At 61.7% G+C, this 17,384-nt stretch carries 14 protein-coding genes; 7 read left to right on the top strand and 7 right to left on the bottom strand.

The annotated features are described in order from the left end of the window. From D571_RS14370 to D571_RS0113260, 6 genes are all read right to left on the bottom strand, one after another. On the bottom strand, nt 1-419 hold a 419-nt coding region (locus D571_RS14370), incomplete at its 3' end, for an IS3 family transposase (protein WP_038047265.1). Then, nucleotides 416-739 (bottom strand): helix-turn-helix domain-containing protein, encoded by a 324-nt coding sequence (locus D571_RS14505; protein WP_018937184.1) that lies wholly within the window; start codon nt 737-739, stop codon nt 416-418. The genes D571_RS14505 and D571_RS14370, both read right to left, overlap by 4 nt. 122 nt (nt 740-861) lie before the next feature. Beyond that, nucleotides 862-4,275, bottom strand: coding sequence for a TM0106 family RecB-like putative nuclease (locus D571_RS0113275; RefSeq protein ID WP_018937183.1), 3,414 nt, complete (start codon nt 4,273-4,275; stop codon nt 862-864). A 126-nt stretch (nt 4,276-4,401) separates the two neighbouring features. Next, entirely contained in the window at nt 4,402-7,617 is a 3,216-nt protein-coding gene (locus D571_RS0113270; protein WP_026287865.1) for a site-specific integrase, read from the bottom strand. Beyond that, nucleotides 7,614-10,127 carry a site-specific integrase gene (locus tag D571_RS0113265; protein ID WP_232196988.1) on the bottom strand — a complete coding sequence of 838 codons (2,514 nt, stop codon included), beginning with the start codon at nt 10,125-10,127 and terminating at the stop codon, nt 7,614-7,616. Before D571_RS0113265 ends, D571_RS0113270 begins: the two co-directional genes overlap by 4 nt. Next, entirely contained in the window at nt 10,117-10,677 is a 561-nt protein-coding gene (locus D571_RS0113260; RefSeq protein WP_018937178.1) for a hypothetical protein, read from the bottom strand. The genes D571_RS0113265 and D571_RS0113260 overlap by 11 nt, the downstream gene beginning before the upstream one ends. 795 nt (nt 10,678-11,472) lie before the next feature. Here D571_RS0113260 and D571_RS0113255 point away from each other — a divergent pair. Further along, a complete protein-coding gene (locus tag D571_RS0113255; protein WP_018937177.1) occupies nt 11,473-12,123 on the top strand; it encodes an SOS response-associated peptidase in 651 nt (216 codons plus the stop codon). Nucleotides 12,124-12,138: 15 nt separating this feature from the next. Here D571_RS0113255 and D571_RS0113250 read toward each other — a convergent pair whose 3' ends face one another. Further along, complete coding sequence (locus D571_RS0113250; RefSeq protein ID WP_018937176.1) at nt 12,139-12,342, bottom strand: hypothetical protein; 204 nt, start codon at nt 12,340-12,342, stop codon at nt 12,139-12,141. 142 nt (nt 12,343-12,484) lie between these two features. Here D571_RS0113250 and D571_RS0113245 point away from each other — a divergent pair, with 142 nt between their 5' ends. The 6 genes from D571_RS0113245 to D571_RS0113220 all read left to right on the top strand — a co-directional run. Further along, entirely contained in the window at nt 12,485-12,769 is a 285-nt protein-coding gene (locus D571_RS0113245; RefSeq protein ID WP_018937175.1) for a hypothetical protein, read from the top strand. Nucleotides 12,770-12,883: 114 nt separating this feature from the next. Continuing rightward, nucleotides 12,884-13,924 carry a YafY family protein gene (locus D571_RS0113240; RefSeq protein ID WP_018937174.1) on the top strand — a complete coding sequence of 347 codons (1,041 nt, stop codon included), beginning with the start codon at nt 12,884-12,886 and terminating at the stop codon, nt 13,922-13,924. A gap of 16 nt (nt 13,925-13,940) precedes the next feature. After that, nucleotides 13,941-14,627: a YajG family lipoprotein gene (locus tag D571_RS0113235; RefSeq protein WP_018937173.1), complete on the top strand. Its 687-nt coding sequence runs from the start codon at nt 13,941-13,943 to the stop codon at nt 14,625-14,627. A 799-nt stretch (nt 14,628-15,426) separates the two neighbouring features. Beyond that, nucleotides 15,427-15,978: a GIY-YIG nuclease family protein gene (locus D571_RS14650; RefSeq protein WP_083916915.1), complete on the top strand. Its 552-nt coding sequence runs from the start codon at nt 15,427-15,429 to the stop codon at nt 15,976-15,978. 84 nt (nt 15,979-16,062) lie between these two features. Next, the gene (locus tag D571_RS0113225) at nt 16,063-16,704 is read left to right on the top strand and encodes a HEPN domain-containing protein (RefSeq protein ID WP_018937172.1); all 642 of its coding nucleotides are present in this window, start codon (nt 16,063-16,065) and stop codon (nt 16,702-16,704) included. Between the two features lie 215 nt (nt 16,705-16,919). Next, nucleotides 16,920-17,384: ADP-ribosylglycohydrolase family protein (locus tag D571_RS0113220; protein ID WP_232196986.1), on the top strand; the 465-nt coding region annotated here is incomplete at its 3' end.

Genomic DNA, 17,384 nt, shown 5'->3' with positions numbered 1-17,384 from the left:
GCCTGGGTCGCATCCGTCCCCCACATCCGGTCGGGGGCCTCGGGGATGATGGTGCCGTCGTGGACCTGCGGCCCCCGGGCCGTGCCCTGTCGATGCGGGGCCTGCAGCCCGTGCTCACGCAGCAGCCGGCGCAGCCGCTCACGGCAGACGATGATGCCCTTGCCCTTCAGGCGCACCCAGAGCTTGCGGTAGCCCTCGCCAGTGATGCCCAGCGCCTCGGCCTCCCGGACCACCTCACGCACCCTTGCCAGCAGCGCGCCATCCGACACCGCCGGAGGGCGACCCCGGCGTTGCGGCACGGCCGAGCTCGCCGCAGCCGCCTGGCGGGCATACACCGTCGACCGGGGGACACCCCACACCCGACACACCCGAGCCTTGCCGTACGCACGGCGTACGGAGACCGAGCAGGCTCGGCTCATGGCATCGATCTCCGCTTCACAAAAGGGAGCTCGCCCTCGTGACGCGCCACCCGCATCTCCAGCAGCTCCTTGTCCATCAACAGCTCGCCGACCTTGGCCTGGAGCGCCTTGCGCTCCTTCTCCAGCGCCTCCACTCGGGGATCGTTGCTGCGCTGCTTGAGACCCGACAGGCCACTCTCCAGAAACGTGTCGCGCCACTCCGAGAGAACGGAGGCCGGCTGCCCCGTCTCACGGCTCAACTCATCCAGACCCTCGCCCCGCAGGAGACGCAGCACCACCTCCTGCTTGCGCTTGGCCGACCAACGTTTCACTTCGCTCATGAACACCTCCCGTCATCAGGATCACCTGATCAATCGGGTGTCCAGGATATTCCATGGGCAACCCACTCAGCAGCAGGAGTGCGACTTGCCGCACTTGCAAGACGAAGGCTACTGCCCCAACGTCAGGTTTGCGCGGACTTTGCCGCTTCGTGGAAGAGGCAAAAAGCGTTGGCCAGTTTTATCTGCTTTGGGCTTCGGCATTCGGCCTCGAAGATCGCAGGTGCGCCTACGAGAACGGCTAGGGCCTTGGCTCGCGACACCGCCACGTTAAGCCGGTTGGCGCTGTATAGGAAGTCCATGCCGCGAGGTGCGTCCAAGTGGCTGGATGTCGTAAGGGAGTAGATCACCACCGGTGCTTCCTTCCCCTGGAATTTGTCGACGGTTCCGACGCGAGCACTTGTTGGGAGCCGTTTCTGGAGCTCGAACACCTGGGCGTTGTAGGGCGCGATGACAAGGAAGTCGTCCAGGGTCAGCGAATGCTCTGTCCCACTGCGATCGATCCACGACGCATTCGTTGCGAGCGTCTGCTCGATGAGCACGGCGATCGCTTCAGCCTCTTCGACGGATGCGCTGGTGTTGCCGGTATGTTGCACCGCCCGATAGCGCAGACCGCTGCCGTCGACGGGGCCGTCGGAGTGGATGACTTGCTGGGCACAGTTGTCGAGTGCGTTCAGCTTGCCGTCGTAGAAGAGCTCGGAGTTGAATGCGCAGATATCCGGGTGAAGACGCCAGGTCTGGTCCAGGAACAGTCCCCGATCGGAGGGTATCGTGGCTTCATCACCGAGGAGATGTTCCAGAGCCGAAACCCCGACCCCGTCGGGGTGAGAGCCCTGGCTGGGCTGCTCCAGCTGCTGCGGGTCGCCCAGCATGACCAGGTTGGGCGCGGCGTGAGAGACGGCGAGCGCGTTGGCGAGCGATAGCTGTCCGGCTTCGTCAATTAAAAGCGTGTCGACGCTATTCCGGGCATGCGTCTTTGCCCAGAAGAAAGGGGTCCCTGCGGCCACCTGGACCTCCCCGGATTCGAGTGCCTCCAGAAGCTTCGCATCCTTCTTGAAGTAGCTGATGTGATCGGGCTCGTCCGAATCCCCGTTCTTCGGCTTCTGACCAATTTGCACGGCAATGCCCATCTCTTCCGCCGCTTCGGCGGCTTTGTCCAGAAGGTGGCGGATGACCTGGTGACTGTTCGCTGTAACGCCGACTTTGCGGCCCTGGCGTACGAGTTCGCAGATCATCCTTGCGCCCGTGTGGCTCTTGCCCGTCCCGGGTGGCCCTTGGATGGGCAGCACGCCGTCGTCCATTGCTGGCGCGATCCGCAGGGCGGCTTCCAGGCTTGTCTCGTTTGGGTGTCGAAGGTCGTTTTCGACGTCATCGGGTGCCTTACGAAGCAGTAAGGCCTTGGCACTCTTGAAAGGACCGTCACTCCCCATGCCATGTGCCGCGATATGTTCGCCGAGATCGAGGATGGCGTCCGATAGAGCCTTGGTGGGCACATTATCGAACTTGAATACACCGGACGGATGCACTTCGGCAGCGGCCTTCTTCTTCTGGATCGTGACGGTGCGTTTGGCCGCGTCTACTTCCACTACCCTGCCGATGCCGTCGCCCCCGACGTCTTCGATGGCCTCGCCACCGCGCAGGTCCGTGTCCTGCGAGACGAAGGAGTACTGATCGATCGGGAGACCTTGTTTTGAGCGTCCGGTGGTTTGGACGAATTCGAGCCTGCCAAGGGCAGATTTCTCGTGGATGAGCTCGTCGGCGGAAAGATCGCGCAGCCGGAAATACTCCCACCAGGTGGCTTTTTCTTCGCGCCGATGCCACTCAAGCGTGTACGCAAGTATCCAGCGGGCCTGTTGCTCTGCCGTCCTTTCGGCCGGATCGGCCGGGACGTCGTGCGTAAGCTGGGCGATCAACTCCTGAATGTGCCGCTCGGCCTCGCTCTGGTCCTCGCGTTCGCGGGGCTCAGGCGGTTCTGGCCGCGGCACGTCCTTACCCGAATGGATCAGGTCCAGCCGGAGCAGCTCCAACCAGTCGCGCAGGCCAGCGGTGGCGAAGCAGTCGTCCGCGTTGTACTGCTGGACGGTTTTCCGGGTGTCCTCATCAATTGCGCCCAGGTCGTCCAGCTCCAGCGCGAACGACAGGCGCGTCAGGGCCGAGTTGGCTTCGGGCATCGCTACCTGGCGCTCGAAACCGAAGAACGGTTCGAGCTTCTTGATCGAGTAACTCTCGACGCCTGCGCGCAGGGCATGCCGGGTGACGCTGAGCAGATCGACGAACACCTCATCCCTGAGCAGGTCGTCGAGTTCCACAACCCGCGTCGCATAGCGTCCCATTAGGCGCTTGATTGCCGCGGGTTCGTAGGGTGCGAAATGGAAAACGTGCAGGTCCGGGTAAGCCTCCTTCCGCTCGGTCACGAAGTCGATGAAGGCCTCGAAGGCAGCCTTCTCTGCTTCGCGGTCCAGGGCCCAGTGAGATTGGTATTGCCATGCACCGCTCTCGTCCTGGTAGGCGTAGCCGAACAGATACTCCAATCCGTGCTCGCCAACGAAGGCGTCGCTCTCGATGTCGAAGAAGATGTCGCCCTTCGAGGGCCACGGAAGGGCTGTCAGGCCGAAGCCTGACTCGGCCTCAAGTAACTCGTATTCGGGTAAACCGCTATTGCGCGACTTGAGCTGGATGGCTGCCTGATGGCGTGTTTTTTCAAGGGCCTGCACGGAACCGCGCTCGGGACGGAATTCGAGCGGCACAGGGACTTGTGCGAGCGCTTCGACCGTGTCGATGCCCTGCTTGCGCCATTCGTTGATCTGTCCCTTCGTGATCCCGGCGACCAGCGATAGGTGATCATCCGCTCGTCGCCGGTCATCGCATTCGCGCTGCCAGCGGCACACGTCGCAGTGGGGTTTCGGGTCCGGGTAGGTGCAGGCTTCTTCGGCGGTTTCTGCCGCCTGCTCAGCCGAACGCTTCACGCGTCGGTAGTATGCACTGTAATCGGCAACACGAAACCACTGCGGCTCATACCCACTCCAGGGCACGACCACTCCAACCTGATCGGGTTCGGTGCCCTGCACGGAGGCGAGGAGGTCGGCGTACAGGCAGAGTTGAAGGATCGTGGCCCCCTTGGTTTCCCGCGAGAGTTTCGTGTCCACGATCCGGTAGCTGTAGTGACCGAAGGCGCTTGGAGTGTCGACCCGAAGCAGGACGTCGGCCCGCCCGCTCCAGATTCCGTTTCGCAACGCCGCCTGGACGATCACCTCGGCGCCGGCCTCCATGGCCTCGCGTGTCGCCTGTACCGCGTCGTCCGTGATGCCGACCCCATCAATGTGAACAACGGACAAGCCTTGGTCCGACAGAGTCTGGATGAACGCGCTTTCGTGGCGGAAGCCGCGTTCGCGAAGGATTTCCGCCAGGGGGTCATAGAAATCCGGCTTGGTTCGCTGGCCGGTCTGCTGTTGCCAGTCGAGCACGGTCAGGTGATCACACGCAGCATGCGCGACCAGATCCGTGGCGCTGAGAGAGATTCGTTCCTTATTCACGAGCATGCGCGATTCCTTCTCCCGATCGGTACGTTTGCGGGTGATGGTAGCAACAGGGGTGGCTCACATATTGCGCCACCCCTTGTGTTGTCCCAGTCAGGTGCACCTCCTCTCCGGTAAGGCGGCATCCATTTATTCGGGAACCTGAATCCTCTTGCGGGCTAACAAGGCGATTGCCGCGAGGTGAAGAACGTACTTATATGCGCGCGCTGAGGTGTGACGGTCGTTGCCATCGAGCCGCAGAGAGATCGTCAACTTCCCATAACGGCCGCCATCTTTCTTCAGGACCCGGCTGTTATCACGTCTGATGGCGATTTTGAGTTCCTTTTCCCAGCGCTTAACTTGGGTCTCGGCATCGATACGGCTGCTGGCTGAGCGGACGTGTGTGCCGAAGATCATTCGGTGGTCATCAGCGAGATGGGCGAGCAGGTCGACGAAGGGTCTGGCCTCCTTGGGTTTGTAGAAGCGAACACCGGAATTGTTGCCTTCGATATGGGTGAGGAAGTATTCGATGGTTGGGCCAATGTCGCCCAGGGGCCCTTCGGTCGAAAGCAGGCGATTGTTTCTCATGCGCTCGATCATGCGATGGGCGAGACGTAAGTCGGCTTCGCTCTCCGGTTGGGCAGGTTCGAGTGGTAGTCCGGAGCCGGTGAATCCCGTTCGCCGGATTTTGCTCATGAACCGAGGCTGCCCTTTCTTCGATCGGATGGAGGCGATTGTTTGGGCTGCATCAATGACTTCCTTGCAACGCTCGTCCTGAAAACCGGCTCCCCTGGCGATGACGGGGAGTGGGTAGCCATGGTCGTAGTCTTGCAGGATGTGGACGACGTCGTTGGCGGTCATCTGTACAGGTGCGGTGTTGACCACGTTGACGTTGCCGGGAGGCACGGATGGATCGGTGAGCGGCGGCGGGTGGTTTTTCGTCGGTAGAGCCTCGACGATTCTTTGTCTGAGGCTCGAGGCGGACGCGGGATTCCGTTGGCGGTGATCTTTGAGAAAACGTTTTGTGGATTCGTACGACTGACCAAGCAGTTGCGCGTAGACGGTGGCCTCAAGTCGGGGCAGGGTCTGGCGGACCTTCTCGTACAGTACCAGGTCCATGCCATGCAGGTACGTTGTGAAGGTCATTTCGGGCGAGGCGTGTCCCGCAATGGCGCCGATTGCGTGCAGTCTCTTCATCGAGTCCGGTCGCCCCCCGGTGAGGTTAGGCACGAGGCTGGTGTCGGCGGGGTGTTCAGCTTCCGGAACGTGGATCTCTTGGTCGCGCTCGGGCACTTCCGCGCGCAGGTGCAGTCGGGTCAGGGCGCTGTGGCGCAGCGAGTACATGACCACGTCGGGGTTGTTCGTGATCTGGCGAAGGATCGTTTGCAGTTCTGCGCGCAGGAGATCACCCTCGATGCGGTCGTTCCTGTCCGATCTCTCGCGTATCCGCAGGGCTTTTGCAGCGTTTCCGAACGAGTCGTGCAATCGTTTCACACGTTTGTTAAACCAATCGAGTTCGTCCTTCGGGCACAGTGCCGCCAGGTCGATGCGGCGTAACGAGGGACGATTCTTGTTGTTCCCATAGCGGTTGGTCCGGACAGTAACGACAGTGTCGCAGGTGCCCCTCATGATTTCCTGGAGTTGCAGCTTCTCGCATTCAGCCGGACGAAGTCCGGCGCGGAAGCCAAGGAACAAGGCCATCTCGAGCGCTTCTTTCCGGTAGGGGGGGTTCCCGTACTGTGACTGGATGACTCGTCGCGCGGCTTGGTATTCCGCCTCCGTGATCATCAGGGCACGGACGCGGGGGATCCCTCGGCTGGCTTTGGACAATGTGGTTTCGAGGGGCGCCACTTCGTGCTGAGCGAAGAGATATTCGTGGAACTCCTCCAGTGCCGCGGCTGGAGGGTTTTTGTCCTTCCAGCGCGTCTGGTTCAGCACGTCCGAATACAGCTCCTCGAATTCGTCGGCATCGAGTTCTCGAATATCGTGCATTCCCGAACTATCTAGCAGGCTGATCAGGGGGCGAGCGATTGGTGCCAGATAGCTGCCGTAGACGGTGCTGGGTGCCAGCGGTTTGCGGTGCCAGGTGGAACCATGGGACAGGAGCACGATGGCCCAGTGGGCCAGTAGGTCCGCGACGACATGGTGGCCGAGAGCCTGGGTGCTCATCAGCTCTTCAAGTCGGCGCACGCAGTCGGTGCGGGAGAGTTTTTTGGAGTGCTTGTCATCGAAAGCCTTCAAAAGGCGCCGGGCCACGCGATTCGTGTCCTTGTCCGGCGTGCCGCCGGGTCTGATGGGGTAAGGCAGTGAGGTTGCGTCGGGGAGTGCCTTCAGCGGCTGGGTGCTCAGCTTGGCATTGGGCGAAACCCGCTGATTCAGCAACGCCACCCAGCGGTCCGTGGGTAGCGAACAGCTGGGTATGCGACCCAGAGCGTACTCCGCGAGATAGGCAGGAACGGAAGCGTCGGGCTCTCGTTCCAGAGCAGCCCAGGCTCCCTGACACCACTGGCCGGGCGTCAGATCCGGCGGGGTCGATATTCCCAGGTCGGTCATGAGCCCGCGGATCGTGCTCACGGCCTCCTTCGCTCGCTGGCCAGCGTTCTTCCCGGATGGCACGGGAAATGGGGTGGCTGGATGGTGTCGCAGATAATTTGCAACCAGAGCGGCCGTCAGGTCGTCGATGCACCATCGGTGGAGGGCTTCATCCTCGCCGACCAGATTCAGGCGTCGCGCGTTCGCCTTCGGAATGCGGATGTCTATCCACAATTGCTCACCGCACTGCTGGATCGGGTTCGATTGCAGGGCATGTGCCAGGAAGCCGAGGTACCGCGCGTCGCAGAATCCGCCGAAGAGTACTGCGCTGGCCAGCACTAGTTCAGCGCGTCGGGTGGCGAGGGTCGTGGTGCCCTCCTCATGCCAGCGTTTTTCGTGCTTGTGTAGCTCGTCGAGTGCGGATGCAAACTCTTTGCGGATGGTTACGAACTGCGTACCCCGTCGGAAATGCTCCTCATCGCGCAGCAGACGGTCTCGAGGCAAATCCAGAAAGAGGTTGGGGGCGGTGAGTGCCCACAGGCCCTCCCGGTTTCCGCGATCAATAGTGACCGCGAAGAAATTGTGCTGGTTGCGCCAATCCGCTGCGGATTCGGCCTCATCCTGGATGCACTGGGCGATGTGTTCGATGGTCTTTTGCCCGTCAGAAGGCGGTGTTCCTTGGGCAAGTTCCGGCGATTCGCGACACACAAGGCCCTGTAATCGGTCAACGGACGCACTGGCTTCCTGAGCGCGCTGACGCGCTCGGGCCTCACGCCCGATGGACTCTTCAGGGGCGTGCGGCGTGGGACGGGTCCAGACCGGATGGAGGGTCATGCGGGCACTCCTTCCACGTTGGTCCAGCCATGTTGCTGCAGCATGGGCTCGATCCATTCGAGGGCGACGCGGCGCAGATCGTGGATGCTCAATGCCGAATAGGGGCCGTAGGCTTCCATTCCGATCGGTTCGTGGCCGAGGATGGCGTCAATCAACTCGCCTGGGCAGCCCGCCTCGGTCAGATGGGTGCGGATATGGTGCCGGCCAACGTTCACGGGGCCAGGGAACAGTTCGGTCAAACGAGTCGAGAGCGTTCCGGGGCGAACGGATTCAGTGGATAGATCCGTCGAGAGGAAGAGAAGGAAAGGGATCGACGGGTCGTTACCGAATGCGGCGGCTCTTAGCTTGACAGCGAGTTCGGGCTGACGGTAGGCCCACCGCGACGCAAGTGCCAGCAGGTGGCGTCGATAGGCCATGAGTTGTTCCAGAACGGTCGGAGCCAGGGGGATGAGCCGCTCGTTTCCGCTTGCTTTTGCCTCCTTGTCGATAACGAAGAGCAGGCCGTGGTCCCAGTCGATGTCGAGTACACTCTCAATCGGATCGCGTACGGCTCTCAGTCCCGTACCGACGAGGGCCAGCATGGCCGTGTACAGAGTGTAAGCATCGTGGTGGATGGCATGAACTTCGCTGCCGGCACGTTCGGACGGCGGCTCGGGAATCCCCTCCCGAAGCTCACGGGCTATCTCTTCCCAGACGCCAGGCAAGGGTCTCAGCGCACTACCGACATAGCACTCGTTAGAGTTGGCGGGCAGGTGGCCCGCTTCGCCGTTGGGCGTACCGAAGATGTGCTCGATCGCATCACGATAAGCGACGACCAGGCTTGATTGTGGGCTCGTCTGATACACCAGAGGAGTGTGCGCATGGGGATCCCCGTCGCCCGACAGGATCCAGGCGTAGGACCAGTTCCCGCATTGATCCGCAAGGACCTGCGGCAGTACGGATGGGATTTGTGCGAGTCGCAGTTGGCTGTGGTGGCGCTGATTGATCTCTCGGAGACGTTTGGTTGCCGCCTCCTTCAACTTCTCTGGGGCCGAGGCGAACATGCTCGACGTGTTCAGGGTTCCGGCAGTCTTTCGGACGCGCCGGAGCATGGTCAGGATCCGACTCGGTAGGGTGAGCTGGAGTCCCGTATCGATCGGCTGCAGGAGGTCTGATACCTCGCTGTAAAGAGTGGGATCCATTTCGGGCGCGGGGACTCGCACCCAGAGATGGACGCCGTCCCGAGTCAGAATTGCGCGGGGCTGGTCATCAGGTATGGCCGATTCATCCTTAACCACGGGGAGCCCGTGGAGATCCTCGAGGGTCCCGCCCGTCGCGAGCATCAGCCCCAGCAGACCCACCGCTTCGGCACCAACGATTTCGGTTGTATCCTCGAGATCACGGGCCCAGCGTTCCAGGGCTTCCACCAAGAATCGGATCTCGTCGTCGCGTGGTATCCCCCGGTGGATGGGCAGGCCCTGATTCGCTCGCGCCCGATCCTTGACCATCCCCTGCTGGCAGCGGGTACGCATTGACAGGCTGCCGCCGGGCGGCTCGCCCCGAAGGCTATCGGACTGGACGGTCGCATGTTTCGCGCGGACTTCGTTCGGGGCGAGCCCGGCGCGTTGGTGGTCCCGGACCTGATCGGCCGAAAGGGGCGACATCGACAGCAGCCTCGTGCCCCCGACAGGTTTATTTCGGCGGCGTTGGTTGTTGCGATGTGTTTCACCACGTTCGCGCCCGGTGTTGGTATCGAAACGTGCGGATTCGGGTGACTGCGATGCATTGGCCGATGGCGTGCGGGTTGTGCCGCGCTTGTTACGCCTCGGTCGCATTTGCCGCGCATCCCGGATGGTCACACCGACGTCCCGTACGGCGCTCGCATAGGGGGCTTCGGCATCCGGCAAGTGCGTCTCAATGTCGACGTACTCAGGCGCGAAGATCTCCATCATGCCGGGCAGGTGTGCCAGGAGCTCCTTGTGCTTACCCTCGGCCAGCTGCCTCACGAGTCGCGTGGCGGAAACCGCGCTGGGTATCGGATGCTTGCCGCCCTGGTCCGATGACAGGCATAGATCGATGCGATCCCCCTCGTCGTGGTAGATCAGCGTCGAATAGGCAAGCATCAGCTGTGCCGCCAGAGGCCGTATTGTCTCGCGTAGCTCCGGGTCCGAGGCCGCCACATGCAGCAACATCCCGTATATCGGGACCTGATCGGTGTCTCCACGGATGTTGCGCCGGGCCTCTTTCACCGTAACCGGGGACAGGGATGAGGCATGCGGCATCACCGTCTGCATCTGATCGCCCGCCGCGCGGAGCATCGTGATCATCTCGGCCTGTTCTTCGTCACACGTGCATGCAGTCAGCCATTCTGCGCAGGCAATCCACTCTTGTGCGACGTGGCTGCGCAGTTCGGAGGAGGCTCGGGGCTGTCGCAGGATGCAGGGGAAGCGCTCGACCAGGCGAGCATCGCATCGATCGTCTTGCGTGATCCGCAAGATGTCCGTGCCGTTTGTGCCTTCGTCACTCACCATGCACCCCCTTGCGGATGCGCTCCAGGGGCGTTTCTTCGGGGGCTGCGGATTCTCCGCCCTGATGGGCCTGAGGGTGCCGCAAGGTGTTGCGGCTCACGCCCGCGGCGGAGGCAAACTGCCGGGCACTGGTCAGTGATGGACACCACCGGGTGATCGCATCGCTCGGAATGGCGCCCCGGATGTCGTTCAGGTTCCTCATGTATCCGTGGGCGGCCGGTGCAGTGTACAGGGCGTGCAGCTCCCGAGCCCACATCGCTGTCCAGACGTCATCGCTGTCTTGACCCCGGTATTCGAGCACCCTGATGCGATCGCGTGGATCGAGATGCAACTGTGCCGCCTGCAACAGTCGAGGCTCGCCAAGCGCCACTAACATATCGTCGGACATTCGTGTCACGGGTATCGGCATCACTTCCAGCAGCATTTTCATGCCGTCCTCCGTAAGCGCGTCGAAAGGCAAGAGGTAGTGCCGGTCGATGCGATGTTCTGCCTCGTTAATCACCGAGTGAGGTGAAATTTCTCCGACCCGTGCTTTGCGTATTGCACAATCCATGTGGCTTCCTTTGTTTGGCTTTTGATCTCAAGTTTGCTTGTCAGGTTTTAATCGATGTTAGACGCGGGGTTTGGGGTTGTGCAAGGGGGGGGGGTATGAAGAAAATCCGTCATTCGGAACTCCGTGTTCGTTTAGAACATGGAGTTCGAGTGTTCTAACGGAACAAGGGCTTGGTGCGGCTGGTATGAGTTTAAAGGGTTCTGCGATCGATTGACCAAAAGGAACCTGATAAAAGTGCGCTGCGGAAACATCGACGATCTTTTGGAGTGACTCATTTCGCGGGCGCGAAACGAAACTGATAGAAGTTGCTCGAAATGGTCGAAGTGGCTGTTTGCAAAGGGGTAATGTCCCACTGTCCAGGTTTGACCAATGCCTCCAATGCCGCCGAAGCGGTGTGTCATTGTTCTACCGAGACAGGGGGTCGTGTGTGGCGTCCCCGGGGTATCAGCAATGCCCGTACAGATCCTTCGTGTTGCCGTGCTCGAAGAGGAGATGGCGAGTCCCGATTGACCCCTTCCAGGCGGTGCGGGTCGGGCCGTGTTTGGCGAGAAAGACCGGGATACGATGACCCGGGAGGCCTGTGTGGAGATCGGTCAGCATCTGATGGACTGAGGGTCGCAGGCTGTCGGCGGGCGCCGGGATTCAGAAAGGAGATGCCGCCAGCTTTGCGCCGCGTCGTAACCCTGAACCCGGAAAACGAGTCGACTCCCTGGCAGGCATTCCCGTCGGCCCGAGATGATGCGTCGAGTTCGGGTTGCACCTTGATCATGGCATGCTGAGCGCATGTGTGGACGAATGACGCGTTACAGCGCGACCAGCGAGCTGGCCATGCGCTATTTCCAGGTGCCGGTTGATGCGGGGTTTGACGCACCGCGGTACAACGTCGCGCCGGGGACCGATCTGGAAGGGTTCCGGTCGGATGACCATGGAGGGGCCGCGTTCCAGCCGATGTTCTGGGGCTTTCGTCCGCAACGGGTGGAGGAGGGACCGCGGCCCATCAACGCGCGGGCGGAGAAGGTGGCCACCAGCCCGTATTTCCGCTCGGCGTTCGCGCATCGCCGCTGCATCGTGCTGGCCGACGGCTGGTACGAGTGGCGTCGGACGGAGCAGGGAAAGCAGCCGTACTACATCACCCTGGCCGAAGACGCGCTGCAGGACGTGCTGATGATGGCGGGGATCTGGGAGCCCACCGCCGACGGCGGCGCCTGCTGCGCGATCATCACCGAACCCGCATCCGACCGCCTGGCGCACATCCACGACCGCAAGCCCCTGGTGCTGGATGCATCCTGCCGTTGGGACTGGCTCGACGCGGCACTCACCGAGCGGGAGGCCATCCGGGCACGGACGCAGCGCCTAAACCCCGACGCCCTCCGATATCACCCGGTGTCCACCCGGGTGAACCGGCCCGCCGAGGACGACCCGTCGCTGATTGAAGCGATCGCCTGACGGGCCCCGGCGCCTTTATTCGCGTTCCTCGTCTCGTTTCTGGTCCATGTCCACCAGCGGATCGCCGCCCAAGTGGTCCCGCAGGGCCTCGTACTGGTTGAGTGCGGCAAGCATCTGCACGAACTCGCTTTCGTGCAGCAGGACCACGCGCGAGCCGTCCTGGATGCGGACGAATTCGGGGTGCAGGACCAGTTCTTCAAAGGCGATTTCGTTCGACATGGGCTCACTCGCTTCCGGAAGCGATTCGGACGGGTATGCATGTTCGGCCCGTACATCTCAGGCCATGTTCCCTCGGCCGGGCGACAGAAACGGACGTCCGGATGGGCCACCCTGAAGGGGAAATCCATTCGCCGGGGGTGTCATGGACGTTCTGAAAATCGGTTGTGCCTTCCTGCTCGCTGCGCTGACGGGGTGTGCCACGCCGTCGCCGCCCGAGCGGGAGTACCCTTCACCCGGGCAGCCGCTGATCCGCGATGCCGATGGCCGTATCACCGGTTACATTGACGAGCAGCCGCCGGGGCCCACCTACATCCGCGGTACGGACGGCCGGATCCGTGGCACCGTGGAGGAGGGGCCAGGCTCCGCGCCGACGCGGATTCGCGATACGGACGGGCGCATTCGGTATGAAATCGATCAGCCTCGCTAATCGCTTGGCATGCCCCCCCTGCGCAGTACTGGCGTCGCGTCTTTGCGCCGGTGATGACCGGCTGGCAGGCTCCAGCGTGAGCGGGACAACCGACGGGCAGGGGATGGACGGGAAATGACCCAGGGCAACGGAATGCGCGCGACGCTGCAGCGGCGGATGCTGCTGCTGGGCATGGTGCCAAGGCAGCCCCGCCGAGTCAGTGCACCGGAACTGGTCGAGCGCCTGCAGGCGCGGGGACTGGATACGACCCTGCGGACCATCGAACGGGACCTGGAATCGCTCTCGGCATTTCTACCACTTGGACGCGACGAGCGGGACCGTCCGTATGGCTGGTACTGGCTGGCCGATGCCCCGCTGCAGGACATGCCCGCGCTCGATCCCGAAACGGCGCTCACCCTCCAGATCCTGGATGCTCATGCATCACGCCTGCTGCCGCCGTCCGCCCGGGAACGGCTGGCACCGCAGGTCGCCCGTGCGCGGGAGGTGCTGGAAGCCACGGGTCAGTCGTCCGGCCTGAGTCTGTGGCCCGAGCGGGTGCGTATCCTTCCCAACGGTCCGCCCCTGGATCCGCCGGCGATTCCGGAAGGCGTGTTCGCGACCGTGCAGCAGGGCCTGCTGGAACGCCGCTGCCTCGACATCACCTACCGCTCACGCTCGAAGGAGCGGGTGCGAGACCACCGCATTCACCCTCTGGCGCTGGTGTTCCGCGAGCCGGTCACCTACCTCCTGGCCACCATCGAGCCGCACCAGGACGTGCTGCATCTCGCGGCGCACCGGATTGAGGCCGCAGCGCTGACCGAAGTGACGGCACGCGATCCGGACGCCGGCTTCGATCTTGACCAACTCATTGAGGAAGGGGCGTTCGATTATCCCGAGGGCGAAACTATCCGACTGGAACTCTGCGTGAGCCCGGAACTGGCGTACCACCTGCATGAGGCTCGCCTGTCGGACGACCAGACCATTGAGCCCGCAGGCGCCGGCGAGCACTCCCGGGTTACCGCCACCGTCCGGGACACCGCACGCCTGAAGTGGTGGCTGCTGGGGTTGGGTGCCAGTGTCGAGGTCCTGGAACCGAGGTCATTACGGGACGCGATGATCCAGGAACTGGAATCTGCGAGGATGGCTTATAGAACCACAAGAGGGGGGAGGGAATAGGGTGAGCATCACGCGAATGGCAGTGGTCCTGTTGGGCGGCTTTCTGGTGGCTGGATGTACCACCACACCGGTCACGCTGGATCCGGCTTCAAGCCGCGAATCGGAATCGGTCGGCGAGGCCAACGTGGAGATGGGAGCCGTCACGGATAGCCGGCAGCACGGGGCGAACTGGCTGGGCGCGATTCGGGGCGGCTTCGGCAATCCATTGCAGACGCTCGAGACCGAAGAGCCGGTATCCGATGTGGTCCGCGACCAGTTCATCACGGGACTGGAGCAGCGCGGCATGCTGGCGGAGGAAGGAGAGGGTGACTTCGTCATGGAGGTCGACATCGAACACCTGGATTCCAACCAGGTGATGCGGCGTGAGGCGCACTCCCGACTGAACATCACGGTGTTGGAGTCCGGTTCCCGGCAGGTCACCCACGAGAATTCGGTTCGTGCGAGCAATGTCGAGGGGGGCGCGGGCGGCGGCGTCTTTGCGTCCATCGAGAAACTGGAAGAGATCCTGACGCGGACCCTGTGGGAGACCATCAACGAGGCCCTGGACGATGAGCGACTGCATCAGGCCATCGCAGCCGACCCCTCCGAAAGTCAGACATCGAGCGAGCTGGAAGCGGATATCGAGGCCCTTCGGCGGCTTCGAGACCGCGGCGTGATCACGGAAGAAGAGTACAACGAGCGCGTACTCGATTTGGTGGAGTGATGGTGCAGATCTCTCTGCCCGGTCGCGCCTGACGGATTGCGCGACATGCCAGGCGTCGAAATCACGGGGCGGGGAAGTCCGTTCGGTGTCGGCGTTGAGGAGCCGATGTTTACGGCTGCCAACGGATTCAGTGCGGTCGTGACGAGTCGTGCTCACGAGGGGCTGGGAAACCGCGAGGTACAGTGCAAGGAGGAGCCATGTCGCACGACCAACTGAAAGCGAGGCAAAGGGCCGAGAGACATGAGCACGCTGAAGGAATCGCCCTGCGGATTCACCGTGCGCTGAGTTGGCTCAAGCGGTCGGAGGTGTGCGATGACGAGGACGGACGTTTCCTCTTCCTGTGGATCGAGTTCAATTCCGCGTACGACAACGACCTCGGAGAGCAGCGCACGCGGCCCTCGCGCAACAGGATACCGGGACCGTTCTCGCGATTGTTTTCCAGCGTCTTTATACGCTCAGAAACAAGCTGGTCCGTGGCGAGGCGGCTCGGAGTAGCTCGGTGAGCCGCGAGCAGCTCCGGGATGCCAATCGGATCATGGGGCTGGTTTTGGCAGTCATTGAGATTATACATGGATGATGCGCAGGAGTATTGGGGGTGCCTGTTATCCCGTTCATTGAATCTTCCGGCCATCATGGGGCCATGGGGCAGGGTAGGATGGATGTTATTGTGTGAAACGTTTGGGTGGGGCGTTCTGACGATGGGGTGGCCGAGACTCCTCTGCGATCAAGATAGCGATTTGTGGATTTTGGCGTGTTAGTGTTTTGAATGTCGCACAGTTAAGGTTTTCCGGCGGTTGGTATGCGAAACCTAAGAGATTCTCAAAAAAGATTCCTTGTGGATCAAAATATTCCATTGTCTAGCGTATTGGATGCGACCGGTATTCCGCGCAAGGTGTACCAACCAATGATGAAGGAGTTGGGCAAGGAGGTCGCTATCGGGGTTACGCCGTGCAGGGTTTATGGTCATGAGATGAGGACGCGGCATGGCCATTGTGTTCAGTGTAACACGCAAGCTATTGCTTTTATGAGAAGATTTCATGAATCGGCTTATGTGTATATTCTTGAGTCGCAATCTGAATCTTTGGTAAAAGTCGGGACGACTGGCAATCTAAGGGAGCGAGTCGACCAGTTAAATTATTACGGTTACGGCGGGTGTTCTGATTGGCGGTTGTTTTCCTATAAATTCTGTGAGTTTGCGGCTAGAGTTGAGAACCGTGTACATAAGAAGCTGTCTGGTTATTTGGTAGATAGGTCGTATTTCAAGGATGGCTTCATTGTTGATTGTCAAGAAATTTTTGACTGTAACCCTGCTCGCGCGTCCAAAGCTCTCCATCAGCTATCGGGTGGTTGAAAGGCGCTAGATGTCGGGTATCGGCGGGCTGATTGCGCGAGATTAGGAGCTGGAATGCCGTGAGGTGCAGAACAAGGAGGAACCATGTCGCACGACCAACTGAAAGCCAGGCAAAGGGCCGAAAGACATGAGCATGCTGAAGGAATCGCCCTGCGGATTCACCGTGCGCTGAGTTGGCTCAAGCGGTCGGAGATGTGCGATGACGAGGACGGGCGTTTCATCTTCCTGTGGATCGCGTTCAATGCCGCGTACGCCAACGACCTCGGGGAGCAGCGTGTCGGCGAAAGCCGGCTATTGCGGGAATTCCTGCATCGCCTGAGTGACCTGGATGGTGGGAGGCGGCTGTATGACTTGGTCTGGCGGCAGTATTCCGAATCCATCCGCCTCTTGCTGAACAACCAATATGTGTTTCAGCCCTATTGGGATTGCCAGAATGGTGTGGAAGGAAGCGAGGATTGGCAGGAACGGTTCGCCGCAGCCCGGCGAGCCGCGCACGCGGCACTCGCGCAACAGGATACCGGCACCGTTCTCGCGATCGTGTTCCAGCGTCTTTATACGCTCAGAAACCAGCTCGTTCATGGTGGGGCGACCTGGGGTAGCTCGGTGAACCGCGAGCAGCTCCGGGATGCCAATCGGATCATGGGGGACCTGGTTCCAGCGGTCATTGAGATCATGCTGGATAATGCGCAGGAGCATTGGGGGGATGCCTGTTATCCCGTTCATTGAACCTGGGGTCCATCGTCGCCCTTGCCCGAGGATAGGTTCGCGTCTGACCAGTACTGGACTGGCCTCAAACTGATCGCTCGACCGAACAGGTCGTTGGGGCAGCGCATGTTTCGTGATAACGCTCTCGCAAGTTGCCGAACGCCCGCATTCGGTGGGATCGGATCTATGCAGTGTTCCCGCGGTGGGCAAGCGACACCGCCACGGACATCGGGGAGATGAGGGTGCCGACAATCGAAGAGCGTTATCGGGGCGCGATGCTGGGTCTGGCCTGCGGCGATGCGCTGGGCACCACGCTGGAGTTTCGCGAGCCGGGAAGCTTTGAAGCCATCACCGACATGGTGGGAGGCGGGCCGTTCGGGTTGCAACCGGGGCAGTGGACCGACGACACCTCGATGGCCATCGCGCTGGCGGAGAGCCTCGTCGAGTGCCGCGGCTTCGATGCGCACGATCAGATGGGCCGTTACGTCCGCTGGTGGCGCGAAGGCTATGCCAGCAGTACGGGGCGGTGCTTCGACATCGGGAACACGGTGAGCGCAGCGCTTGCGCGGTACGAAGACTCCGGCAATCCGTTGAGTGGTTCGGAGGATCCCGGAGCGGCGGGTAACGGCTCCCTCATGCGCCTGGTTCCGGTCCCGCTGGCCTACCGCCGTACCCCGGCCCGGGCCCATGAAGCCGCCCGT

The sequence above is a fragment of the Thioalkalivibrio sp. ALJ24 genome (genome assembly GCF_000377785.1).
Taxonomy (GTDB): Bacteria; Pseudomonadota; Gammaproteobacteria; order Ectothiorhodospirales; family Ectothiorhodospiraceae; genus Thioalkalivibrio.
This window is presented reverse-complemented; position numbering and strand designations above follow the sequence as displayed.

Bases quoted from the DNA above. Each gene is read 5' to 3' on its own strand.
- D571_RS14505 (WP_018937184.1), bottom strand. From the start codon at position 739: ATGAGCGAAGTGAAACGTTGGTCGGCCAAGCGCAAGCAGGAGGTGGTG.
- D571_RS0113250 (WP_018937176.1), bottom strand. From the start codon at position 12,342: ATGTCGAACGAAATCGCCTTTGAAGAACTGGTCCTGCACCCCGAATTC.
- D571_RS0113275 (WP_018937183.1), bottom strand. From the start codon at position 4,275: ATGCTCGTGAATAAGGAACGAATCTCTCTCAGCGCCACGGATCTGGTC.
- D571_RS0113265 (WP_232196988.1), bottom strand. From the start codon at position 10,127: ATGGTGAGTGACGAAGGCACAAACGGCACGGACATCTTGCGGATCACG.
- D571_RS0113235 (WP_018937173.1), top strand. From the start codon at position 13,941: ATGGCAGTGGTCCTGTTGGGCGGCTTTCTGGTGGCTGGATGTACCACC.
- D571_RS14650 (WP_083916915.1), top strand. From the start codon at position 15,427: ATGCGAAACCTAAGAGATTCTCAAAAAAGATTCCTTGTGGATCAAAAT.
- D571_RS0113240 (WP_018937174.1), top strand. From the start codon at position 12,884: ATGACCCAGGGCAACGGAATGCGCGCGACGCTGCAGCGGCGGATGCTG.
- D571_RS0113260 (WP_018937178.1), bottom strand. From the start codon at position 10,677: ATGGATTGTGCAATACGCAAAGCACGGGTCGGAGAAATTTCACCTCAC.
- D571_RS0113245 (WP_018937175.1), top strand. From the start codon at position 12,485: ATGGACGTTCTGAAAATCGGTTGTGCCTTCCTGCTCGCTGCGCTGACG.
- D571_RS0113270 (WP_026287865.1), bottom strand. From the start codon at position 7,617: ATGACCCTCCATCCGGTCTGGACCCGTCCCACGCCGCACGCCCCTGAA.
- D571_RS0113225 (WP_018937172.1), top strand. From the start codon at position 16,063: ATGTCGCACGACCAACTGAAAGCCAGGCAAAGGGCCGAAAGACATGAG.
- D571_RS0113255 (WP_018937177.1), top strand. From the start codon at position 11,473: ATGACGCGTTACAGCGCGACCAGCGAGCTGGCCATGCGCTATTTCCAG.